Origin of the sequence: Embleya scabrispora DSM 41855 (assembly GCF_000372745.1) — a bacterium.
Lineage (GTDB): Bacteria > Actinomycetota > Actinomycetes > Streptomycetales > Streptomycetaceae > Embleya > Embleya scabrispora.
Map to the genome: position 1 here is coordinate 18295 of NZ_KB889562.1, position 19049 is coordinate 37343.

Annotated in this window: 15 protein-coding genes; 5 read left to right on the forward strand and 10 right to left on the reverse strand. The window is 71.8% G+C overall.

Annotation, left to right across the window (positions count from 1 at the left end; genetic code table 11):
• Positions 1-50 precede the first annotated feature (50 nt).
• Both A3IC_RS0102060 and A3IC_RS0102065 read right to left on the reverse strand, forming a co-directional pair.
• The gene (locus tag A3IC_RS0102060; protein ID WP_026217784.1) at positions 51-1547 is read right to left on the reverse strand and encodes a hypothetical protein; all 1497 of its coding nucleotides are present in this window, start codon (positions 1545-1547) and stop codon (positions 51-53) included.
• 237 nt (positions 1548-1784) lie between these two features.
• A complete protein-coding gene (locus A3IC_RS0102065; RefSeq protein WP_020548397.1) occupies positions 1785-2672 on the reverse strand; it encodes an STAS domain-containing protein in 888 nt (295 codons plus the stop codon).
• Positions 2673-3218: 546 nt separating this feature from the next.
• Between A3IC_RS0102065 and A3IC_RS52035 the strand changes: the two genes are divergently transcribed.
• Positions 3219-3536 carry a hypothetical protein gene (locus A3IC_RS52035; protein ID WP_020548398.1) on the forward strand — a complete coding sequence of 106 codons (318 nt, stop codon included), beginning with the start codon at positions 3219-3221 and terminating at the stop codon, positions 3534-3536.
• Positions 3537-3541: 5 nt separating this feature from the next.
• The gene (locus A3IC_RS0102075; RefSeq protein ID WP_158695773.1) at positions 3542-4294 is read left to right on the forward strand and encodes a Crp/Fnr family transcriptional regulator; all 753 of its coding nucleotides are present in this window, start codon (positions 3542-3544) and stop codon (positions 4292-4294) included.
• Positions 4295-4417: 123 nt separating this feature from the next.
• On the opposite strand, the gene A3IC_RS0102080 is transcribed toward A3IC_RS0102075, so the two are convergent.
• The gene (locus A3IC_RS0102080; protein ID WP_020548400.1) at positions 4418-4912 is read right to left on the reverse strand and encodes a DUF3592 domain-containing protein; all 495 of its coding nucleotides are present in this window, start codon (positions 4910-4912) and stop codon (positions 4418-4420) included.
• A 259-nt stretch (positions 4913-5171) separates the two neighbouring features.
• Between A3IC_RS0102080 and A3IC_RS0102085 the strand changes: the two genes are divergently transcribed.
• Positions 5172-8024, forward strand: a complete 2853-nt coding sequence (locus A3IC_RS0102085; protein WP_026217785.1) for an RNA polymerase sigma factor — start codon at positions 5172-5174, stop codon at positions 8022-8024.
• Positions 8025-8241: 217 nt separating this feature from the next.
• Here A3IC_RS0102085 and A3IC_RS0102090 read toward each other — a convergent pair whose 3' ends face one another.
• The 3 genes from A3IC_RS0102090 to A3IC_RS0102100 form a co-directional block, all read right to left on the reverse strand.
• Complete coding sequence (locus tag A3IC_RS0102090) at positions 8242-8823, reverse strand: hypothetical protein (protein ID WP_020548401.1); 582 nt, start codon at positions 8821-8823, stop codon at positions 8242-8244.
• A 98-nt stretch (positions 8824-8921) separates the two neighbouring features.
• Positions 8922-11576 (reverse strand): DnaB-like helicase C-terminal domain-containing protein, encoded by a 2655-nt coding sequence (locus tag A3IC_RS61715; RefSeq protein WP_020548402.1) that lies wholly within the window; start codon positions 11574-11576, stop codon positions 8922-8924.
• Positions 11577-12009: 433 nt separating this feature from the next.
• Positions 12010-13341 carry a GAF domain-containing protein gene (locus tag A3IC_RS0102100; RefSeq protein ID WP_020548403.1) on the reverse strand — a complete coding sequence of 444 codons (1332 nt, stop codon included), beginning with the start codon at positions 13339-13341 and terminating at the stop codon, positions 12010-12012.
• Positions 13342-13519: 178 nt separating this feature from the next.
• Here A3IC_RS0102100 and A3IC_RS0102105 point away from each other — a divergent pair, with 178 nt between their 5' ends.
• Positions 13520-14440 carry an alpha/beta fold hydrolase gene (locus A3IC_RS0102105; RefSeq protein ID WP_281174455.1) on the forward strand — a complete coding sequence of 307 codons (921 nt, stop codon included), beginning with the start codon at positions 13520-13522 and terminating at the stop codon, positions 14438-14440.
• 308 nt (positions 14441-14748) lie between these two features.
• A complete protein-coding gene (locus A3IC_RS52045) occupies positions 14749-15618 on the forward strand; it encodes an SAM-dependent methyltransferase (protein ID WP_425387296.1) in 870 nt (289 codons plus the stop codon).
• 223 nt (positions 15619-15841) lie between these two features.
• On the opposite strand, the gene A3IC_RS0102115 is transcribed toward A3IC_RS52045, so the two are convergent.
• The 4 genes from A3IC_RS0102115 to A3IC_RS0102130 form a co-directional block, all read right to left on the reverse strand.
• Positions 15842-16384 carry a DUF3060 domain-containing protein gene (locus A3IC_RS0102115; protein ID WP_158695774.1) on the reverse strand — a complete coding sequence of 181 codons (543 nt, stop codon included), beginning with the start codon at positions 16382-16384 and terminating at the stop codon, positions 15842-15844.
• Positions 16385-16511: 127 nt separating this feature from the next.
• Positions 16512-17411: a sensor histidine kinase gene (locus A3IC_RS0102120; RefSeq protein WP_020548407.1), complete on the reverse strand. Its 900-nt coding sequence runs from the start codon at positions 17409-17411 to the stop codon at positions 16512-16514.
• Positions 17408-18133 carry a response regulator transcription factor gene (locus A3IC_RS0102125; protein ID WP_020548408.1) on the reverse strand — a complete coding sequence of 242 codons (726 nt, stop codon included), beginning with the start codon at positions 18131-18133 and terminating at the stop codon, positions 17408-17410. The genes A3IC_RS0102120 and A3IC_RS0102125 overlap by 4 nt, the downstream gene beginning before the upstream one ends.
• A 135-nt stretch (positions 18134-18268) precedes the next feature.
• Positions 18269-19021, reverse strand: coding sequence for a class II aldolase/adducin family protein (locus A3IC_RS0102130; protein WP_020548409.1), 753 nt, complete (start codon positions 19019-19021; stop codon positions 18269-18271).
• Positions 19022-19049: the final 28 nt, after the last annotated feature.

Consider the following 19049-nt stretch of genomic DNA (forward strand, 5'->3'; position numbering starts at 1 on the left):
CGGCGACGGTTTTCCGGTGCGCGCGTGGAGGTGTGGACCGAGGTCTCGGGTCAACGCGACTTCGAGTGGCACGGGCAGGGGCGGTGGCCGCGCGGGCGGCGATGGTTCGTGGGGATTCGGCCGGCCCCGGGGTCGATCAGGCCGGCTCTGAAGAGCCCGTAGGTGACCCGGCGCAGCGCGGCCGTTTCGAGTTCGTCGCGAAGTGGGCCGTCGCGCAGCAGTGCGTCGGGGCCCAACAGGCTCTCGACGACGGCCAGGGCACCGGCGGTGTCGCCGTGGTCCAGGCGTTCGCGCACGCCGGCGAGGCAGTTCGGGCGACGGTGCGCCTCGTCGATCGCCTGTAGGCAGGGAAGCGGCGTGCCGGTCAGCGCGGCCGGCAATTCCTCTCGGCGGACCTCCGCCGGGTCGTGGTCCAGCGGCGCCAGTACCCCGTCGACCAGAGCGATCCGGTGGCGGGCGCCCCGGCATTCGACCGGCTGCCGTCGGCCTGCCGGGTCCGGGACTTGGGGCCGAGCGGTCGGCGGATGATCCGGTACCAGCGCCGAGGCGACCAGCGGGTGCAGCCGATCGACCTCGATCGCACCGGCACGAAGCAAGGCCAGGTCCGGGAGCACCCAGGTCGCCGCGTCGGGCAGGATCGGCAGCCCGGCGGCGCCGCGACCGGCCGGCGCCGGCGCGATCCGCAGTGCGGGCGGCCCGAGTTCGTCGCCGTCGGCGGTCGGGTCGGGGGCCGGGGCCGCCGGGGTCAGGTCCAGGGACAGCCGATGTCGGGCGTCGAGCCGCACCTGGACGGTGCCGGTCGGTCGGCCCTCGGCGCGGAGCAGAATCCGCGCCTCGGCTGCCCATCGGTCGACGGCGCAGCGGTGCGCGTACGGCAGCCTTCCGAGCGGATCCGGGGCCAAGGCCGCTTCGGGGGGCGGGACCGCTTCGGAGATCGGGGCTTGGGCCCGATCCGGGACGGAACGACCGTCGCCTGGCCGCCGATCGGCTCCCGACCGGATCCGCAGCTCATCGGTCCTGCGCCCGTCCCACAGGTGGCGGTGCAGGTCGAGGCGGAACCGCCGGTTGGGATGGGGGTGGGGGTACGACCGAGGAAGGGCATCGGCCCGGTCGGGCGATCCCTCCCACAGCGCGAGGCTGATTCGCTGACCGGCATCCGCCCACGCCGGCGGCGTTCTGGCCACCAGGTACACCGGTCCCCGTCCGGCACGGCCGTCGTCCTCCACGTCGTACCGCGCCAGGGCAAGGGTCAGACCCGGCCTCAGCAGCCCGTCGGGAGCGACCCTCGGCATGTGCCAACGCAGCAGATCGGGAGCCAAGTGGCGGAGATCGTCCCGGACTCGGGCCGCGAGGACCCGGCCGTGCGTGCGGGCCAGGGAACGTGGATGGACGTCGACATCGACACCCGCGGCGGCACATGCCCCCGCCCAGTCGCCGCCACAACGGCGAGCGGTCGCAGTCTCGATCATGGAGGGCGGCACGGCGAACTCGCGCACGCGCAGCCAAAAGGAGAACCGGGAATCCCCGTTCGCGATCCGAGTGAGCATCAGCACTCACCTTGCGCGGACGGGACCCCCATTCCATGAACAGAAAGAGTGATCATCGCCGTGGAGCCTACCTTCCGAGCCCCCGTTCCGCCAGGCGCCTTTGACGCAAGCATCGACCGGGGTCCGGAAGTGAGCCGCCCGGCAGGCGAGTTGGCTGTGGGTCGCGCGGCGCTGTCCCTGACCGGTGACGCCGCACGTGGCCTCATCGACGACTTCCGTGTCCGGGGACGACGTAGGTCAAGCCGGCGGGTCCTCGCGCCAACCGATCGACGAGCGCGGCGTGGGGACGATTCTGCCTTGAAGGACGGTCGCCGCCGGGGCTTCGGTGAGGTCCGAAGCAGCCTGGTCGTCGTGTGCGGTGGGGCTGTCGAGTGTGGACAGGGGCGCGAGCGCGATCTCGAGGGTCGGGTAGACGGGGAGGATCTGGTTGAGGCCGGTGACGATCATGACCTTGCCCATCCGGGCGAGGTTCTCGGCGCCCATTCCGGAGACCAGACGCAGGACGGCGCCGCGCAGGCGCATGGTCTGGAGGACGTAGACCAGACCTCCGAGGACGCTGCTGTCCATGAACGTCACGTCGGAGAGGTCGATGACGATGTGCGGGTGTCGGGTGTCGGCGACGGCGCCTTCGAGGTGCGGGCGGACGGCGGGCATGACTTGGCCGTCCCAGTCGCCGCGGAGGCGGACGATCTGCCATTCGCCGTGTTGGACGATGTGACAGGTGACGCCGGAGCGGCGGTGATGGGCGCCGAGCGGGATGTCGATGGGGTCGGCGTCGCGCAGGCCGTCGGCGGGTGTGCCTTCGGCCGGGGTTCTGGTGATCCGGCCTTGTTTGGCGAGGGTCCAGCGGCTGCGGCATTCGGCGAGGAGGGCTTGGCCGCCGCCGCAGGCGCGCACGACGGCCAGGGCGCGTTCGTGGCTGAGCAGGCGGCGGCCGGTGAGGCCGTCGCCGAGGGTGCTCTTGGGTATCTCGACGCCGTCCTTCCTGCAGCGGCGGCAGATCTCGTCGTAGGAGGGGTCGCCGCTGTGCAGGCGTACGAGGCTGAGCCAGTTCGCGAAGTCGCGGACGGGCGTGAGGTCTTCCACGACGGTCAGGGGTGGCTCGTTGCGCTCGCGGGCGGTCATTCGTTTCTCCCCCAGGGTTCACCCGTATTGCCGGCGGTCCGCGATCGTGCGAGGACTCAACGTAGCGTCGTCCGAGGACGTCCGCAGGCGTCCGCGACTGTCCGCGATCGTGCGAGGGAGTGGCGACGGGTGGGCGGCGCGAGTTCGATGGAACGGTGTGACGCGTTCGATCGGACGTGCCTCACGTTGCCGGTCGTGCTCTCCCCGAACGGGTGAGCCCCCGCCGGCCAACGACCGACGAGGGCTCACCCGCCCGGTCGGTGTTCGGCGGGCTACCACCCCCGCGGGTCGACCGGGCTGCTGAGCCGAGCTCGGGCGAATGAGGTCAACGTCAGCGTGTACACGATAACGCGAAGCGCGACCGGAAACCCCCCGGAATTGGGGAATCGGTTCGCATACGTCGAGGAATACGCAGGTCAGGGGCCATTCGAGTGGTCTTGGTAATCACTCACATGGCAGCGTAGGCTGTCCGCCACGAAATGTGTCCGCCTCCTACCAAGGCACCGGCCCTTTCGTGTTCCAGAGCTCGGGCGAATGAGGAAGAGAATGTCTGAAAGTTTCGCGACGCTGTTCTGCGTCGTCCTGATCGTTTTCGCATTGTCGGCGGTGATCGCGTACGCGGTCCGTCGGTTGAGCGCGAGTGCCCCGGGGCGCCTGGCCGCGGTGATCGCGGCCATCACCGCCTTCGCGGGAGTGGTGCCGGCGGTGATCTACGCGGCGCTCGCCGGTTCCCCGGCGTCGTCGGCCGGGTCCCCCGTCGCCCCGTCCCAGGCCGCGTCGCCGCGGATGGTGTCGACCGTTTCGGAGTCCCCCACGACCCGGTTCCGGGCTGCCGATGCGGGCGACGTCCCGTCCGCACCATGACGGGCGTGACGCTCTTGCCCAGGCCCCGGCGGCCGGTACCCGAGACCGCGGCGCGAATCACGGCGCCCCTGGTGTATTCGCGCATGCGCTTTCCCGCACACAGCTTCTTCGGATCGCTCGACCGGGTCCACCGTGAGGCGCTGTTGTCCATGGCGCTGGTCCACCGCCTCGAAAAGGGAGCGTCGGAGAATCTGTTCTCGGAACGCGCGGTGATGGTCGTCCTGCGGGGAATTCTGAAGGAAGCCCCGATCGCCGGAGGCCCTTGTAACACAAAGCTCCGCACGGCGGGCGATATTCTCGAATCATCGGCGGTTTTCGACCCGACGGGCGGTAACATCACCGTCCATGGTGTGCAGTCCACCGTGCTGGTCTCCGTCTCCCGGCGTGGATTCGTCTCGCTCCTGGGAGAACGTCCTCGTGCGATGGCAGCACTGGCCCGTTCGATGGCCCAACGGGAGAAACTCGACCTGTTCGTCAACGTCCACGTGCGGCAGGGCAACACGTCCGTGCGGATCGCCCGGTACCTGTGCTTCCTCACCGACTTCCTCGGCGAAGCCGTCGGGGACGGCGTCCGGATCTCCGGCTTCTCCCAGACCGACATCGCCGACGCCGTCGGCGCCTCCCGCGCGTCCGTGGAGAACTTCTTCCGCGAACAGCGCCGGGCCGGCACGGTGACCACCGCCTACCGCGTCATCGACGTCGTCGACCCGACCGAACTGCGGGCTCAGGTCGGGAACATGCCCAACTGGCAACGCTGAACCACGTCGGTGGCCGCGCGGGTGCGCGGCCACCGACGCGCCACGGTTTCGTCGCTGCCAACGGCGCGTCGGCGCCGCCTTGGCTTTTCCCGCCGCCCACGGCAACGCCGTGATTTGCGGTCTTCAGGGGCAGTCGTGGAATGTGCGGGCCTGAGGGGTGAGCGGTGCGCAGAAGTCGTCGACCTGGTCGTCGACTTGACGGGCGATGTAGGTGAGGCCGGCCAGCAGGATCGCGTAGGTCAGGATCGCGATGAAGACCCGGCCATAGGATGCCGCCGTCGCGGCTTGGGCGCGGTGTGGCCGGCGCGGCGTGTAGACCAGCGGGACCGACGAGCCGGGGCGGTGGCGGCCCTCGACCGTGCAGCGGTGCCGAGAGCCGTTGCGGTCGGTGTAGTCGACGGTGGTCACGTGCACGTAGTAGACGTCGTCGCGGGTGCGGTCGGGGTCGGCGCTCGGCCGGGTGCGGCGCTCGATGCGGGTGGACACGGCGGTGCCGGTCGCACGGATCCCGGACCTGCGCAGGTAGCGGACCCGCAGGGCGATCAGGACGATGACGAACGGGCCGACGATCAGGACGAGTTCCCTCGCCGCCAGGAAGGTATGCGAGTGCTCGCGCATGGTGTGTTTCCTTCGGTGTGCACCGGTGTGGGCCGGTGAGCGGCCACCGGAAGTGGTCCGCTTGCCCGAGAGGTGGTCGGGCGCGGCGATATCTCTCCACTTTTCGAGCGCCGACTTCGTGAGTTTCGCCGCGATGGGCGCTTTCCCGGATCAACCGCCCGCCGCCGGGGGATAATCGGTCGCGCGAAGAGTGGAGAGATCCGCGCCCCTCGGGCCACGTTCCGTGTGACAGAGCCGCGTCGCCGTTGCGGAGGGTGCCATGACACAGACCCGACCGGACCTGCCCGGAGAGCTGCCTGAGGATCTGCCGTCGGACCGGAGATCATCGGGTCTCCCGCACGGCCTCGACGGTCCGGGCGCGCCATCGGTCGATGACGCCGACTCGGCAGGTGGCGGCCGGAGTTCGGACCCGGATCCGGCTTCGGATCCGGGCGCGGACGATTCGGACCCGGACTCGGGCTCGGGCGCTGATTCGGGCTCGGGCTCGGACTCGGGCTCGGGCTCGGACGACATGTGGCGGCGGTTGCGGGACGGCGACGAGGCTGCCCGGATCGCGTTGTACGAGCGTCACCACGACGCGTTGGTTCGCTGGTTCCGGGTGAAGCTGCCCTCCGCGGCCGAGGCCGACGACTGCGTCAGCGAGGTGTTCGTCCGGGCGCTGGACGGCATCGCCCGTGACCTGAAACCGAATAGGGGCGTCGACCGGTGGCTGTGGGGCATCGCCAAGCACGTGTGGATGGCGGAACTCAAGGCGCGGCGACGTGGCGCGGACCGGTCGGTGGAGGATGAGACACCGGACGCGAAGAGCGTGACCGCCTCGGGTGCGGCCGCGTGGGGCGCCGACCTGGGCCACGCGTACGGCAAGACCCAGGCGTTCGCCGCGATCTACACCGCGACCGACGCGCTGTCGCAGACCCAGCGCACGGTGGTGAGCGCGCACTTGGACCACACGCTCGCCGAGATGCGCCCGGTCAGGGGCGCCGAACTCGCCGCCCATCTGGGGTGGTCCCGGATCAGGGTCGACCGCGAACTGAGTCGCGGCCTGAAGAAGGTACGTGAACGAGTGGGGCTGTTGGCGGCGGCCCGCGCGGTGCGCTCCTGCTCCGAGGCGGCCCAAGTCCCGGCGCTCGCACGGTTGTTCGTGGCCGAGGAAGCCGGGTCCGACCTGGTTCCGACCCGGGCGGAGTATCGGGCCCTCGGGACGCACGCGAAGACGTGTGCGAACTGCTCGGCCGTGGCCAGGGACGCCGTACTCCAGCGCACCTGGGTGCTCGGCCCCGGCCTGGCGTTGGCGGCGGCCCGGCACGACGCGGCGGACGAGGACGAGCGCCGCCGCGCCGCGGTGGCCTGGTGGACGGGTCGCCCCGCGACCACGGCCGAGGCGGCCTCGGTGACGCCCGTCGTGACTCCGGAGGTGGCCGCGTCGATGGCCGCCGCGGCGCCCGCACCGGCCGATCCGGGCCGGTTCGGCGAGATCCTACGGAACGTACGCCCGGCCCTGGACGCCGTGGCACGCCCCCTGGTCACCACCACTCGCGTCGTACGCGACACGGTTCTGCAGCGGTTGCTGCGCGTCCCCGGCGTCGCTCCGATGGTGAACACCGCCTCGCGGCTCGCCGCCGACAACCCCATGACGGTACGCGTCGGCGGCGCCTTCGTCGCCCTGGCCACCGCAGCCGCCTTGACCCTGTTCGCCGTGGCCCCCGACTCCGCGCACACCCCGTCCGCCCGGCCCTCCTCCGGTTCCTCGGCGGCCCCCGGCGGCACGGGACCGGGCGCGTCGGCGAACCCGGCAGTGGACGGAACCCCACCGCCGAGCCCCACCCCGACGGATGCCTCCGGAGCACCGCTGCCCGCCTCCTCGCCCAGCGATCCGACGCCCCCGGGCGAGCGGGGCGCAACCGCCGTCGGCCCAGGCGCAGTTCCGGGCGGCAGCGGCTCCGGTTCCGCCAGTGCCGGTCAGGGCGGTACGGGCACTGCGCCGGGCACCACACCCGGCACCGGCGGCCGCAACGGCACCGGCACCGGCACCGCATCGGGCGGCGGCGACGGCGGCGCGAGCAGCGGCCCCGTACCGGCGGTCTGGGGCTTCTGGATGGTCCGCTACGCCGACGACCCGATCGGTACCACGCGCGAACTGTCACCGTCCCCGCAACGCCCGGACAGCCACGAGCCGAACTGGACCTACGGCATATGGCGGCTGGGCAACCCGCCCGCCGTCAAGACGGTACGCGTCACGCACATCGACGTCGGCCGGCACGTGGTGATCCTCCCGGACAGCGGCGCACCCGGCGGCATCGCCCATGTCGCGGTCTCCGACTACGCCGCGAACGGCGTGTCCTGCCAGCCGGTCCGATGGTGGCCGGAGGGCGCCGACGAGAGGATCGAGGTCGCCTGCTTCGACCGCACCGGCACCCGCGCCGACATCCCGTTCACCGGACTGTTCCTCGCCGGCGACCGGAACGGCCCGCACGGCCAGGCGGGTTCGCGCGGCTACGTGTACGCCGGCGAGCCGACCGCCACCCGCCAACTGCCCTCCACCGCGTCCCGGCAGAACACCGGCGCGGTGACCCGTACCGGCCCCGGCCGCTACACCGTGGCGGTCGCGGCGGACACGGAGTCCGTGCAGGTCTCGCCGATCGGTACGGCGCCGCGGCACTGCGCGGTCACCGCACCGTCCGGGGGCACCGCGTCGGTGTCCTGCACCACGCACACCGGTGCACCGGCCGACACCGCGTTCACCCTGAGCCACACCGGCCGACAGAGCCTGCTCGACGACGCTCGGGTCCCACACGCGGTGCACCTCACCGTCGCCGACGCACCCGGCTCCGCCGCGCCGACAGTCACCGGATCGTGGATGTCCCGGCCCGGCTCGGCGACCGTCACGCGCACCGCGACCGGCCGCTACACCCTGCGCCTGTCGGTCGGTTACATGACCAGCTACGCCCACCTGACGGCCATCGGCGGCGGGTACTGCACCACGGTGCTCCGCAACGACTACGGCGCCAAGGACGACGTCCTCATGTACCTGGCCTGCTACACCCCGACCGGCGCACCGACCGACAACAGCTTCCGACTCGCCTACCTGACCGCGTCACCGCACTACCCGTAGCACGACGCCCCCGGTCGCCCCGCCGAGACACAGACGCCGGGAACCCTGCCTCGCCGCACCTCGGTGGGGCACGTGGCGGCCGGCACGTGCGGCCCCTGCTGTAGCGCCGGGCGCACCTGCGCGGTCGACGCCTGTGGGTCTCAGATTCGTGTGCTGTCGGGCTCCCCGGAACATCGGGGTCGAGATCAGGACACGAAATCTGAGACCCGTAAGCGGGTCAGGCGGCGAAGCCCACTGCGGTGGCGTATTCGTAGCCGCCCCAGTCGGAGCCCAGGTCGGCCAGGACCTCGTCGGTCCACAGGTCGTCGAGGGTCGGTTCGTCGCCTGCTGCCCAGGCACGCACGATCGCGTCCCAGCGGCGGACGTTGACGCTGCGGTGGGCGGCGACGCCGGCGCGGCGATGTGGCTCGCGTACTCCGGACTGGTCGTGCGGGTGCAGTTCCACGCGCGTACCGCGGCCGTTGTTGTTCAGCCGGCGGATCAGCGATCGGGCGACGTTGCGACGGCGCAGGTCGCGGTAGGCGGCCTCGATCCGGCGCAGATTCGCCCGGGTGGGGAATTGCTCCTCGGCGAGCCAGGCCGCCAGTGTGCGGGAGGTGACGGTGATGCCGGCCGCGTCCATCGCCGCGTACCCGGCCCTGGACGCGGTGAGGTAGCGCAGGCGCGCGGCCAGGCCGCGTTCGGTGTCGACCGGGGAGGTGATGCCGTCGGCGAGTTCGTCCAGGCGCTCGGCGGCCAGGGCGGATGCCCTGGTTCCGCGCATCCCGTACTTGCCGGGCTCCAGGGAGCGATACGGCATGCGGGATCAGGTCCTCTCGTGCGAACGGCGTTCGGGGTGCGGGGATTTGGGCCGATGGGCATTGCGGTGCAGCCGAGGCGTGCGGGGCATGCCGGGCATCACTTCCTTTCCTTGGTTTCGAGGATGTAGGCGTCCTTGACCTTCACGTCTGCCACACCGCGGCCCTCGGTGAACACGGTGCGCCAGTCGCCACCGGTGAGGTGGAGTTCGTCGGTACCCATCACCCGTACCACGGTCAGGCCGGCCTGACGGGCCTTGAACGCCTTGACCCACAGGTTGGCGAACGCCTGACTGCGGATGATGTGCATCCAATCCGGGCGGTTGATCTCCCGGTTGTAGTTCGAACCGCCCATCGTGGACACGAGTTTGGCGTACATCTGCTTCACGTAGTCCAGCGTGACGTCGTCGCCCTCGGCGATCGCGGCGTCGCGGGCGTCGCGCAGCGCGGTACGCAGCCGCTCCAGGAGATTCTCCGTGGCGACGGCCGTCCAGGATTCGAGGACCCGCGGGGGCTCGCACAGGTTGCCGTAGGCGGGCGAGGCGCAGCGCAGGAGCAGGCGCAGGGTGGGGTCGGTGATCCACAGCGGGCCGGGTTCGTCGCGGTCGCCGAGGGGGTTGGGCAGGTCGTCGTGGGGCCAGGCCGGCGGATCGACCAGGTAGATGCCCGCGTGCCGGCGTTTGCGGCCGCGTGGGCCGTCGAAGTCGTCCAGGTCCGGGCCGACGCGGTGCTCCAGCGGGCCGATCGGCAGGTGGGCCTTGAGCGCGGACAGGTAGGCGGCGTTCATGTCCAGTGCGACGACCTCGTGCTCGCCCGGGGGCAGGCTCGTGTTGCGCCACTTGGGCCGGGCCTCCCAGACCGCGTCGGCCTCCTCCTTGCTGCGCTTGCGGAGCAGGTCCGGCAGGGGCGGGTACCAGGTGTGCTCGTAGCGCGATCCGGCCCGGGCCAGGCGCAGCAGTTCCATCACGTCGGGGATCGCTCGCCTGGCCAACGCCTGGGCGGCGGCCTCCACATCGCCCTCGGCCGCGACCAGTTCCCGGGCGACGGCATCGGCGATCGCTCCCGGCAAGGGGTCCTCGTCGGTGTCGACCACGACGCGGCCGGGCCTGGGGGTGGTGGGGCGCTTGAGCGCGGGTGAGCGAGGGGCGGCGGTACGGCCGGGGGCGGCCGCGGGTGGCGTCGGCTCGGGGGCCGCGGAGACGGGTTCCTTCTGCGGCGCCGTCGGTTCCGCGTCCGGGTCCGGGGCGGGTGGGATGTCGGCTGCGGCTGCGGGGGGTTCGCCGGTGGTGGGTTCGGCAGGGGTGCTGTCCCCGGCGGCGGCCTCTCGCGCGGCGGTGGTCGTGGGCCGCGGCAGCGCGGGCGGTACGACCGCGCTCGGGACGGGGCGGGCGTCGGTGAACCGCACACGGCCCAGGTCGGCGTGCAGGGCCGCCTGGGCAATGGGGCCGAGGTCGCGTTCGGAGACGATGGCGAACGCCTGGTCGCTGTCGCGGGTCAGGTGGACGACGGTGTCGGCCTCGACGAACGCGCTCGCCATGTCCTCGGTTCGCGTCGGGCTCTGTTCCCATACCGCGACCACGGGTACGTCCAGGTCCGCGGCCAGCCGGCGCAGGGCACTCAGCGCGCTACCGAGCGCGACGGCATCCGGGCCGCTCCGGGAGCCGATGGCGGTGGTGCTGCCGGCGGAGCCGGCGGTGGAGCTCTTGCCACAGGGTTCGGGAAGGATGTGGTTGAGCGCGTCGAGGACGATCAGGCGCGGGTTCTCGATGTCGGTGGCGGTCTCGCGCAGTATGTCCAGGGTCAGGTCCTGGCCGTCGTCGAGGAGGAGCCCGCCGCCGGCCAGGCGGCTCGACGCCGCGTCGGCGGCGCGTTGTTCCTCCTCGGTGAGTGTGCCTGCGCGCAGTCGCTGGTGGTCCACACCCGCGGCGGCGGCCGTCAGGCGGGCGGCGATCTCGGCACGTGGCCGGCCGGGTGTGCACAACAGCACCGCGCCCGGGGGCGTCGCGTCTTCGCCGAACCGCGCGGACGCCGATGCCGCGCACCGCACCGTACCCGCTGCCAACAGCCCGGCGCCCGCGCCGGGCGCGCCCACCACCAGTAGCAGGCGCCCCGGCAGCGCTCCACCGCCCAGCGCCTCATCCAGGGCGGCGACTCCGAACGAAACGGCGCGCCGACGCACGGTGCCGGCCTCGTGCAACGCCTCCGCGAAGCCCGCGATCCGGCGGCCCGCCGCCGAGCCCGGGGCCGGGCGGGGCGGAGCCGCGGAGCGGTGGGTGTCGAGATCGAGATCGAGGACAAGCTCTGCCGCGTGCGCTGACGGAAGGGGCGCGACCTCGACCGGCTCAGGGGTGGTGTGGACCGCGGGCGTGACGGTGGCGTGGGTGATCTGGGCGTAGACGCTGCGATAGCGCAACAACAATTGCGGCGTTCCGGCGGCGGCGGAGCGCACCAGGTCGCCCAGGCCCTGCCGGGCCGCAGTCATCGTGAAGGTCGGCAACTCCCCCTGTGCCGCGACCACATCCTCGGACGGCGGCCCCAGCACCGCCCGCACCCCGTGCGGAGCGTGCAGCGTGATCCGCGCACCGGCCGCAGCCTCACCGACCACGCGCGCCCACCGCTTCCGGGCCTCCTCGACGCCGAGCCCGGCATCCGGGGTCACATCGGAGCCGCCGCCGGAACCGCCGCGGGTCGCGGGGCGCGGCGAAGTCCGGGTCGCCACGCGCGCGGCCGACGGGTGCATCTCGTCGTCCCTCATCCGCCCGGCCTTCCCACAATGAACACCAATACCTTCGACCCTATCGCGATCCACCTCCGGAACCTGCTTGGTCGTAAGGAAACAAAGCAGGTTTCCGCGCCCGCGGCGATGGGCTCCGGACACCACACCCGATCAGCGGGCAGAGCGCGGGCAGCCGGGCGACAGGAGGCGAACGGGGCGAGGCCCGACGCCGGATCCATACCCACACCCATGCCCACGCCCACGGCGATTCGAAGTGCATCAGGGCGTCCGGTTTCGTGGCCCTCGTGACCAGCCTCTGCTCCGCCAAAGGCTCGTACTCCTCGTCGAAGCGAGAAGGGATCAACGCGTGCGGCTCACCTGGCGAGAGTTCGGACAGGGCGGACGCCGGGACCCGCGGCGCCGGTGGAAGTCCACGCTCACCGGGGTGCCCCGTTCTCGACCGCGTCGGGGGTCACATCGACCACCGCAGGGCCGTGTCGTAGTCGGCTGTGGCCAGGACTCGGTGGCGGAGGCGTTCGTGGAGGGTGTTGCGGAGGGTGAGGATGCGGGGGGCTGTGGAGGCGGGCAGGAGGGGGCCTCGGTAGTGGTCGAGGAGGGTGTCGATCGGGGTCGTGGGGTTGGACAGGGCGCGGTCGAGGTCGAGGAAGTCGGCTTCGACGGCGCCGGTCAGGCGGTAGGGGTCGGAGGCGAGGCGATGGCCCAGGATCGGGCGTAGGCGGGCGAGTTCGGCGCGGGTGGTGGCCGGGCGGCCGGTGGGGCCGTAGACCGCCTCGGTGATGGCCCTGGCGGTCATGCCACCGGGTTCGCTCAGCAGGGTCGTGACGATCTCGGCGTGTCGTGGGGTCAGCTCGTGGGTGGTGCCCGCCATCTCCAGGCGGGCTCGACGCAGGCCCAGCGCGTGGAAGCGCAGCGGTGCGGTGGTCAGGGCGCCGGCTGCGGAGTCGTCGGCGAGCAGCAGGAACAGGCCGCCCGCGGCCAGGCGTTCGACCAGGACGGGCTGTCCGTCGGGGAGCAGCAGTCGGCCCTCGGTCGGGGGTCCGGGTAGCTGGTGCGGAAGCCAACCGGGCGGGTCCGAGCGCAGGATGCGGCCCCGCGGGTCGGCGATCGCGCTGCGAGTGCCGAGGCGGCGGGCGATCCGCTCCGTGTAGCGGGTGCTCAGCCGGGCCTCTTCGCGCAGCCGGATCGTCTCGAGTTCCGATTGGGCCAGCCGGCGGGCGGTGTCGAGGAGGGGTATCGACAGTGGTTGCCAGTGCCGCTCGGGGCAGGTGAAGTCGAGGATGCCGAGCAGTTCGCCGTTGGCCGGGTCGTGGATGGGGGTGGCGGTGCAGGTGTACGCGGTGGCCGCGGACAGGAAGTGCTCGGCGCCGAACACCTGGAACGGACGGCCGGTTGCGAGCGTGGTACCGACTCCGCTCGTGCCCGCCGCGTCCTCGCTCCACAGCGCTCCGGGCAGCAGATGGACACGTTCGGCCGAGCGCAGTGTGGCCGAGTCGCCCTGGACCCAGAGCAGATGTCCTCGGGCGTCGCTGAGGAACAGGAGCCGCCCCGGGTCGGCGGTGAGGCCGCTCAGCGAGCGGCGCAGCAGCGGCCAGATCGGGCTCAGCGGGTGTTCCTCGCGGTGTCGGGCCAGTTCGTCGTCGTCGAGGGTGACCGGCGGGAGGTAGGCGTCCGGCGGCAGACCTTGTCGCCGCGCGCGTGACCAGGAGGCCCGGATCGGGTCTCGTACGTCCCGCGCCGACCCACCGCCCAGGGCCCGGTCGCGCGCCTTCGGTCGTAGCGCCATGTGGCCATCATGCCGGCGTGAGGTTACGTTCTTCGGCTCGGATGGTTACGCGGAATCTGCGACGTTGATGCGACTTGCCCCGTCGAGGCGGTGAATGGCGTGGTCGCGCCGCGCGCATGGCGGCACCCCTCCCGCACCACACCGCCCCGCGCCGTCCTTGCGCGGCGTGCGAAGCGGAATGTGCAACGTTGCTGCAACCCCCCGTCGGCGTCTGGTGCAAGGGGTGCGCACTCGCGCAGACTGCGGGACGCGGGTCGGTGACTCGGCGGCCGAGATCGGAGGAGAGACGGTGCCCTATCTGGAGTTGTCCGACGCCGTTCCCCTGTACTACGAGGAGCACGGGGCCGGCCGACCGGTGTTGTTGCTGCACGGCTGGACGATGAACAGCACCTTCTGGGCGGGCAATATCGCCGCCCTCGCGGCGGAAAACCGGGTGATCGTCGTCGACTTCCGCGGGCACGGGCGTTCGGGGAAGACGCCCGATGGGCATTCGTTGGCGCAATATGCCCGCGATGTCCGCGAGTTGGTCAAGGCATTGGATCTGACCGAATCGACCCTCGTGGGCTGGTCCATGGGGACTTCGGTCCTGCTGTCCTATGTACGGCAGTTCGGCTGCGACGGGCTGCGCGGCGCGGTGTTCGTCGATCAGTCTCCGTGCTTCATGGACGCTCCCGGCTGGGAGTTCCCGTTGCAGGGTGGCTACTCGGCCGCCGACCTGGCGGTGTTCGCGCAGACGGTTCGGCATGCCCGGCCGCTTGCGATCAAGCCGTTCATCCGGGCCTGTTTCGCCGAGCCGCCGGCGGCGGAGGCGGTGGATGCGGCGTATGCGGAGACGACCCAGACGCACACCTCCTCCGCGCTGGACGTGTGGATGGACATGGCGCATTCGGACTGGCGGGCCGTGCTGCCCGAAGTGAGTGTGCCGACGCTGCTCGTCTACGGCGAGCGCAGTCGGATCTTCCCCGGAGACCTCGCGGAATGGCTGGCCGGGGTTTTGCCCGACGCGCGGGTGGCGAAGTTCTCTGCGAGCGGGCATGTGCCCTTCGTTGAGGAACGCGAGCTATTCGACGACGTCGTCATGGATTTCCTCCGCCGCTGACCTCCCGGATGGCGGTGCGGAGGAAGATGCGGACCGCCCGGCGGGTATCCCCGCCTCGCCCGATTCGGGCGGCCCGCGACCCGCGATGCGCGCGTCGACAGTCGGGAAGGCCAATGATTGTGATGCCTGACCAGACACCGGGTGGCAGGCCATACGGCGGCTGCCCGGCTGACGCGCGGCCGGCGGTCTTACGCACATCGGGTACACGGACGTCAGGCACACGGGGGCCGGACGTACGGGGACCGGGCGTACGACCGCCAGCGCGGGTACCTGCGGCCAGGGCGTCGGCGCCACCGGAATCGATTCCGGTGGCGCCGGCGCCCTGGTCTCGGTTGTCCGAGGTCCGCACCGCTCTGCCGCATCCAGCGCGGATGTACGACCACTATCTCAACGGCAAGAACAACTTCGCGATCGATCGCGGCGCGGCGGCGGACGTACTCGCCCTGGCGCCGGAGGTCCGCGGGATGGCCTTCGCGAATCGGGCGTTCCTGCGGCGCGCGGTGTCGTTCGCGGCCGGATGCGGGATTCGTCAGTTCCTGGACATCGGGGTGGGCCTGCCGGCGGCCGGCGACACCTACGAGTGCGCGGTGCTCGCGACCGAGGAGGCGCGGGCGGTGTACGTCGACAACGATCCGCTGGTACTCGCGCACGCCCGCGCGTTGTCCGCCCGGCCGGGTCGGGTACACGTGGTGGAGGCTGATCTTCGGGACCCCGGGGCGCTGTTGGAACGGGCCGCCGCGCGATCCGGATTGGACTTCCGGCGGCCGGTGGCGGTGGTGCTGACCGCGGTGTTGCACTATCTCTCGGACGCGGACGATCCGCGGTCCCTGGTGGACGAGTTGATGGCGGCCACGGTGCCCGGCAGTGCACTGGTGCTCTCGCATGTCGCCGCCGATCTGCGTCCGGAGGCGGCCCGGGCCACGGCCGAGACGTATCGGCATTCGGCGGCCCCGCTTTTCCCGCGCGATCTGCGGGACGTACGCGAGTTCTTCACCGGGCTGACCCTGGTCGACCCCGGCGTGGTCCCGATCTCGTCCTGGCGGGCCGATCGTCTGCCGCGCCCGCATGCGGACCGCCAGTGGATGTACGCGGGCGTCGGCCGCAAGTCGACGTCGAATCGGCCCACCGGGCGGGAAGCTCGACCGGCACGCCGCCCGATCCTCTCTTCGGTGCCGTGAGTCGGCCCGACGTGCGCCGGCTCCGCTCCGGCGGCCGACCTTCCTCGCGCCCCCGGCGCACGCGGTGCACCCGGCGCAGCCGAGCGCGCGGGGAAGGGCATCAACCGGGCTCAGCGGGATGGAAGGTCGAAGAAAAGCCGCCGCGAACCTGGGCCTGCGCCCGGTAGTACGTCGGGCCCCGGCCGGGGGGATCACCTCGTCATTCGCCCGACGATCGGGTGACTCACCTCGTCATGATCTTGTTGCTGGTGCCGTTGTCGACGATGTCCGGCTTGCTGCCGTCCGCCTTGACGCCGTAGAACAGCAGGTGGTTCGAGCCGGCCACGGTGATCTTGTCGGCCCACGCCACCTCGATGGTGTGGTCGGAGCCCGTGACCGTCAGGTCGTGGCAGAAGCCGGTGAGGGTCACGGTGATCTCGGTGCCCTCGATCCGAACGTCCCTGCCGGTGCAGTCGGTGGTCGGCTGGGCACCGGTGCCCGAGACGACCACCGGGCCGGCGCCGCCGTGCGTGCTCGGTGCCGCCGGCACGCTCTGCGGCGATGTGGCCTTGCCGGTCTTGGGCGCGCTGGTGGTCGAGGTCGACGGCTGCCCGCTCGCGGTGGCCGGGGCAGGTGTCCCCGTGGAGCCCCCCGACACGGCCGGGGTGGCGGAGGTCGACGGCGCCGAAGAGTTGCTCTTCTTCTCCACGCCGGCCTCGCAGGCGGTGGTGCCGACGGCGATGGTCGCGGTGATCAGGATCGCGGGCAGCACGGTACGAATACGCATCTCGAGTCTCTCCCCCGGTTTCGAAAGGCCGGTTCGGCCTGTGCTCTCAACGCTAGGGGCCGCGTGTCGCACCGATGTGGCAGCCGTCAACCAGGTCTGCGACATCCCCGACACGCCCGGGACACGGTCACGAGGTGGGCAAGCGCAGCCGCACGACGGTGCCCGACTCGGGCATGCTGCGCAGTTCCGTACGACCGCCGTGGCGCAGCACGACCGCTTGGACCAGGGCCAGCCCCAGGCCACTGCCCGGCGTCCCGCGCGCATCGCTTCCACGCACCAACTCTTCCCAAACCGTGGGCAGTTCGTCGGCCCGAATACCGCGCCCGGTGTCCGCGACCTCGACCACCACGTAGCCGTCCTCGGCGAACGCGCGCAGTTCGATGGCGCAGCCCGGATCGCTGTACTTGACCGCGTTGCCGACCAGGTTCTCCAGGGCCAGTTCCAACAGGTCCGGGTCGCCGGCGAGGGTGGGCAGCGGCCAGGGCACGCGGGGTACCGAGACGCTGATCCGCCGGTCCGCGCCGCCGGGCAGGTCCCGGCCGGTCTCGCCGGCGGCGTCCAGGAGGACGGCGACGTCCACGGCGACGCGTTCCAGCGGGCGCGATTCGATGTCGGCCAACTTGCGCAGGTCGCCGGTGATCCGGGCCAGCCGGGCGACCTGCTCCCCCACGCCGGCCAGCGGGCCGTCCGGGTCCGGATCGGCGCCGGCTGCGGCGAGGTTGGCCAGGCCCAGGCGCATCGCGGTCAGCGGGTTCTTCAGCTCGTGGTCCAGTCGGCGCAGGAATCGGTGGTGCTCGGCCGCCGCCTCGGCCCGCGCGCTCTCCCGGGCCCGGGTGATGCGCCCGCGCACGTCGATCACCACGGCGGTGGCGCCGGCCGCGAGCAGACCGAGCACGAACACGCCCAGGGCCGGGGCGAAGCGCACGTACACCCGCCAGTCGCTGCCGAACACCAGCGTCGCCACCATTGCTGCGAGGAACGCCGCGAGCACCGCGCCCGTCAGGCCGATCCGGCGCCGGCGGCTCATTCGGCCGCCTCGACGCGGGGCACGAACCGGTAACCCTCGCCGGTGACCGTCTCGATCCAGCGCGGCGCGCCCGAGTCGTCGCCGAGCACCCGGCGCAGTTCCGCGACGCGGTTGTCCACCGCGCGGGTCGTACTCGCCGACTCCCAGCCCCACAACACCTCCATCAGCCGCTCCCGGGAGAGCAGTTCGTCGGGGTGGGTGACCAGGTAGTCGAGCAGCGCGCCGGCCTTCGGGGTGAGCGTCAACTCGCGGTCGCCCAGCCACGCGCGTCGCGCGGTACGGTCCACCCGCAGCGTCCCGGCACGCACCACCCGGGCCCCGGCCAGCGGTGGCAGGCCGCGGCCGGAGCGGCGCAACAACGCGCGCATTCGCGCGACGAGTTCGTACGGGTCGAAGGGCTTGTTGAGGTAGTCGTCCGCGCCTTCCTCCAAAGCCATCGCCCGCTCGGTCGACTCGCCGACCTGGGTGAGCAGGATGACCGGGATCCAGGCTCCCGAGCGGCGGATCCGGCGCAGCACCTCACGCCCGTCCAGCGACGGCATGAGCACGTCCAGCAGGATCAGATCCGGCGCCGGCTCGGCCGTCCCGGCGGCGAGCGCCGCCGCCCCGTCGTGCACGATCCGCACGTCGAAACCGGAACGCTCCAGCAGCGGCCCCAGTTGTGCGGTGATGGCGACGTCGTCGTCCGCCAGCAGCACCGCGGGCCGCCTCGCCTCGTTCATCGACACCCGTGCCCCACCCCCGTCGGTCCGGGACGAGAATAGGGGAGCCGAAGGTGTTCCCGGGCGGGAAACGACCCGGGACCGGGGGCTGTTCGAAACGGCTACGGCGCACGCGAGTCGGCGTGGATGGCCCGGTCAGTCGGCCTCCTCTCGGTCGGCCAAGAGGTCGGGGTCGGCGCGCAGTTCCGCGCGCACCGAGGATTCCCAATAGCCGACGAAGCCGTTGCCGTCGCTGCCGCGGCTGCGTTCGAGCCAGTGCGCGGGCAGGGGGCTGGTTCGGCGTCCATCGGCGGCGCGCACCATCCAGGCGTTGCGGCAGCGGATTTCGAGGGCGACCGCGCGCTGGTGGACGGCGCGTGTGGTGACGCCGAGGACGAACACCCCGTGACCGGCGAGCAGTGCGAGGTCGGCGTCGCCCATCGCCGCGACCACCTTGCGGGCGGCCTGGGCATTGTTGACCGCCTCGTCGTACTCGTCGACCAGGATCAGGTCCCCACCGCCGAGCGTGGAGCTCTGGTCGTACGCGGGCGGCACTTCGCCCATGTCGGCCCACACCGTGCCGAATCGCGGATGGTTGTGCATCGCGACCTGAACGTCCGGGCGGACCTTGTGCAGTTCGAGGTGCAGCGGGATGCCGAGCGGCACCGGCCAATCGCCCTCGACCACGTTGCCGTCCACATCGATGCGGATGATGTCCTGCGGGCGGATCTCGTTCCACGTCAGCAACCAGGGGTTGCACAGCAACGTGCCGTCCCCGAGGTTGTAGGTGATGTGGCCGGCAAGGTGATCGTCGTAGCCCTCGCGCCACAGCGTGCGTGCCAACAGCACGATCTCCTGCGCGGGGCTGAGGTCGGGGATGAGCTTGTCGGGCGTCGGTCCGAATGCCATCAAGCACCTTTCACGGAAGGGGGTCGGC

What these genes read in the sequence shown, in the direction of transcription:
- A3IC_RS0102060 (WP_026217784.1), bottom strand. Translation starts at nt 1,547, where the DNA reads ATGCTCACTCGGATCGCGAACGGGGATTCCCGGTTCTCCTTTTGGCTG.
- A3IC_RS0102065 (WP_020548397.1), bottom strand. Translation starts at nt 2,672, where the DNA reads ATGACCGCCCGCGAGCGCAACGAGCCACCCCTGACCGTCGTGGAAGAC.
- A3IC_RS52035 (WP_020548398.1), top strand. Translation starts at nt 3,219, where the DNA reads ATGTCTGAAAGTTTCGCGACGCTGTTCTGCGTCGTCCTGATCGTTTTC.
- A3IC_RS0102080 (WP_020548400.1), bottom strand. Translation starts at nt 4,912, where the DNA reads ATGCGCGAGCACTCGCATACCTTCCTGGCGGCGAGGGAACTCGTCCTG.
- A3IC_RS0102085 (WP_026217785.1), top strand. Translation starts at nt 5,172, where the DNA reads ATGACACAGACCCGACCGGACCTGCCCGGAGAGCTGCCTGAGGATCTG.
- A3IC_RS0102090 (WP_020548401.1), bottom strand. Translation starts at nt 8,823, where the DNA reads ATGCCGTATCGCTCCCTGGAGCCCGGCAAGTACGGGATGCGCGGAACC.
- A3IC_RS61715 (WP_020548402.1), bottom strand. Translation starts at nt 11,576, where the DNA reads ATGAGGGACGACGAGATGCACCCGTCGGCCGCGCGCGTGGCGACCCGG.
- A3IC_RS0102100 (WP_020548403.1), bottom strand. Translation starts at nt 13,341, where the DNA reads ATGGCGCTACGACCGAAGGCGCGCGACCGGGCCCTGGGCGGTGGGTCG.
- A3IC_RS0102105 (WP_281174455.1), top strand. Translation starts at nt 13,520, where the DNA reads ATGTGCAACGTTGCTGCAACCCCCCGTCGGCGTCTGGTGCAAGGGGTG.
- A3IC_RS0102115 (WP_158695774.1), bottom strand. Translation starts at nt 16,384, where the DNA reads ATGCGTATTCGTACCGTGCTGCCCGCGATCCTGATCACCGCGACCATC.
- A3IC_RS0102120 (WP_020548407.1), bottom strand. Translation starts at nt 17,411, where the DNA reads ATGAGCCGCCGGCGCCGGATCGGCCTGACGGGCGCGGTGCTCGCGGCG.
- A3IC_RS0102125 (WP_020548408.1), bottom strand. Translation starts at nt 18,133, where the DNA reads ATGAACGAGGCGAGGCGGCCCGCGGTGCTGCTGGCGGACGACGACGTC.
- A3IC_RS0102130 (WP_020548409.1), bottom strand. Translation starts at nt 19,021, where the DNA reads ATGGCATTCGGACCGACGCCCGACAAGCTCATCCCCGACCTCAGCCCC.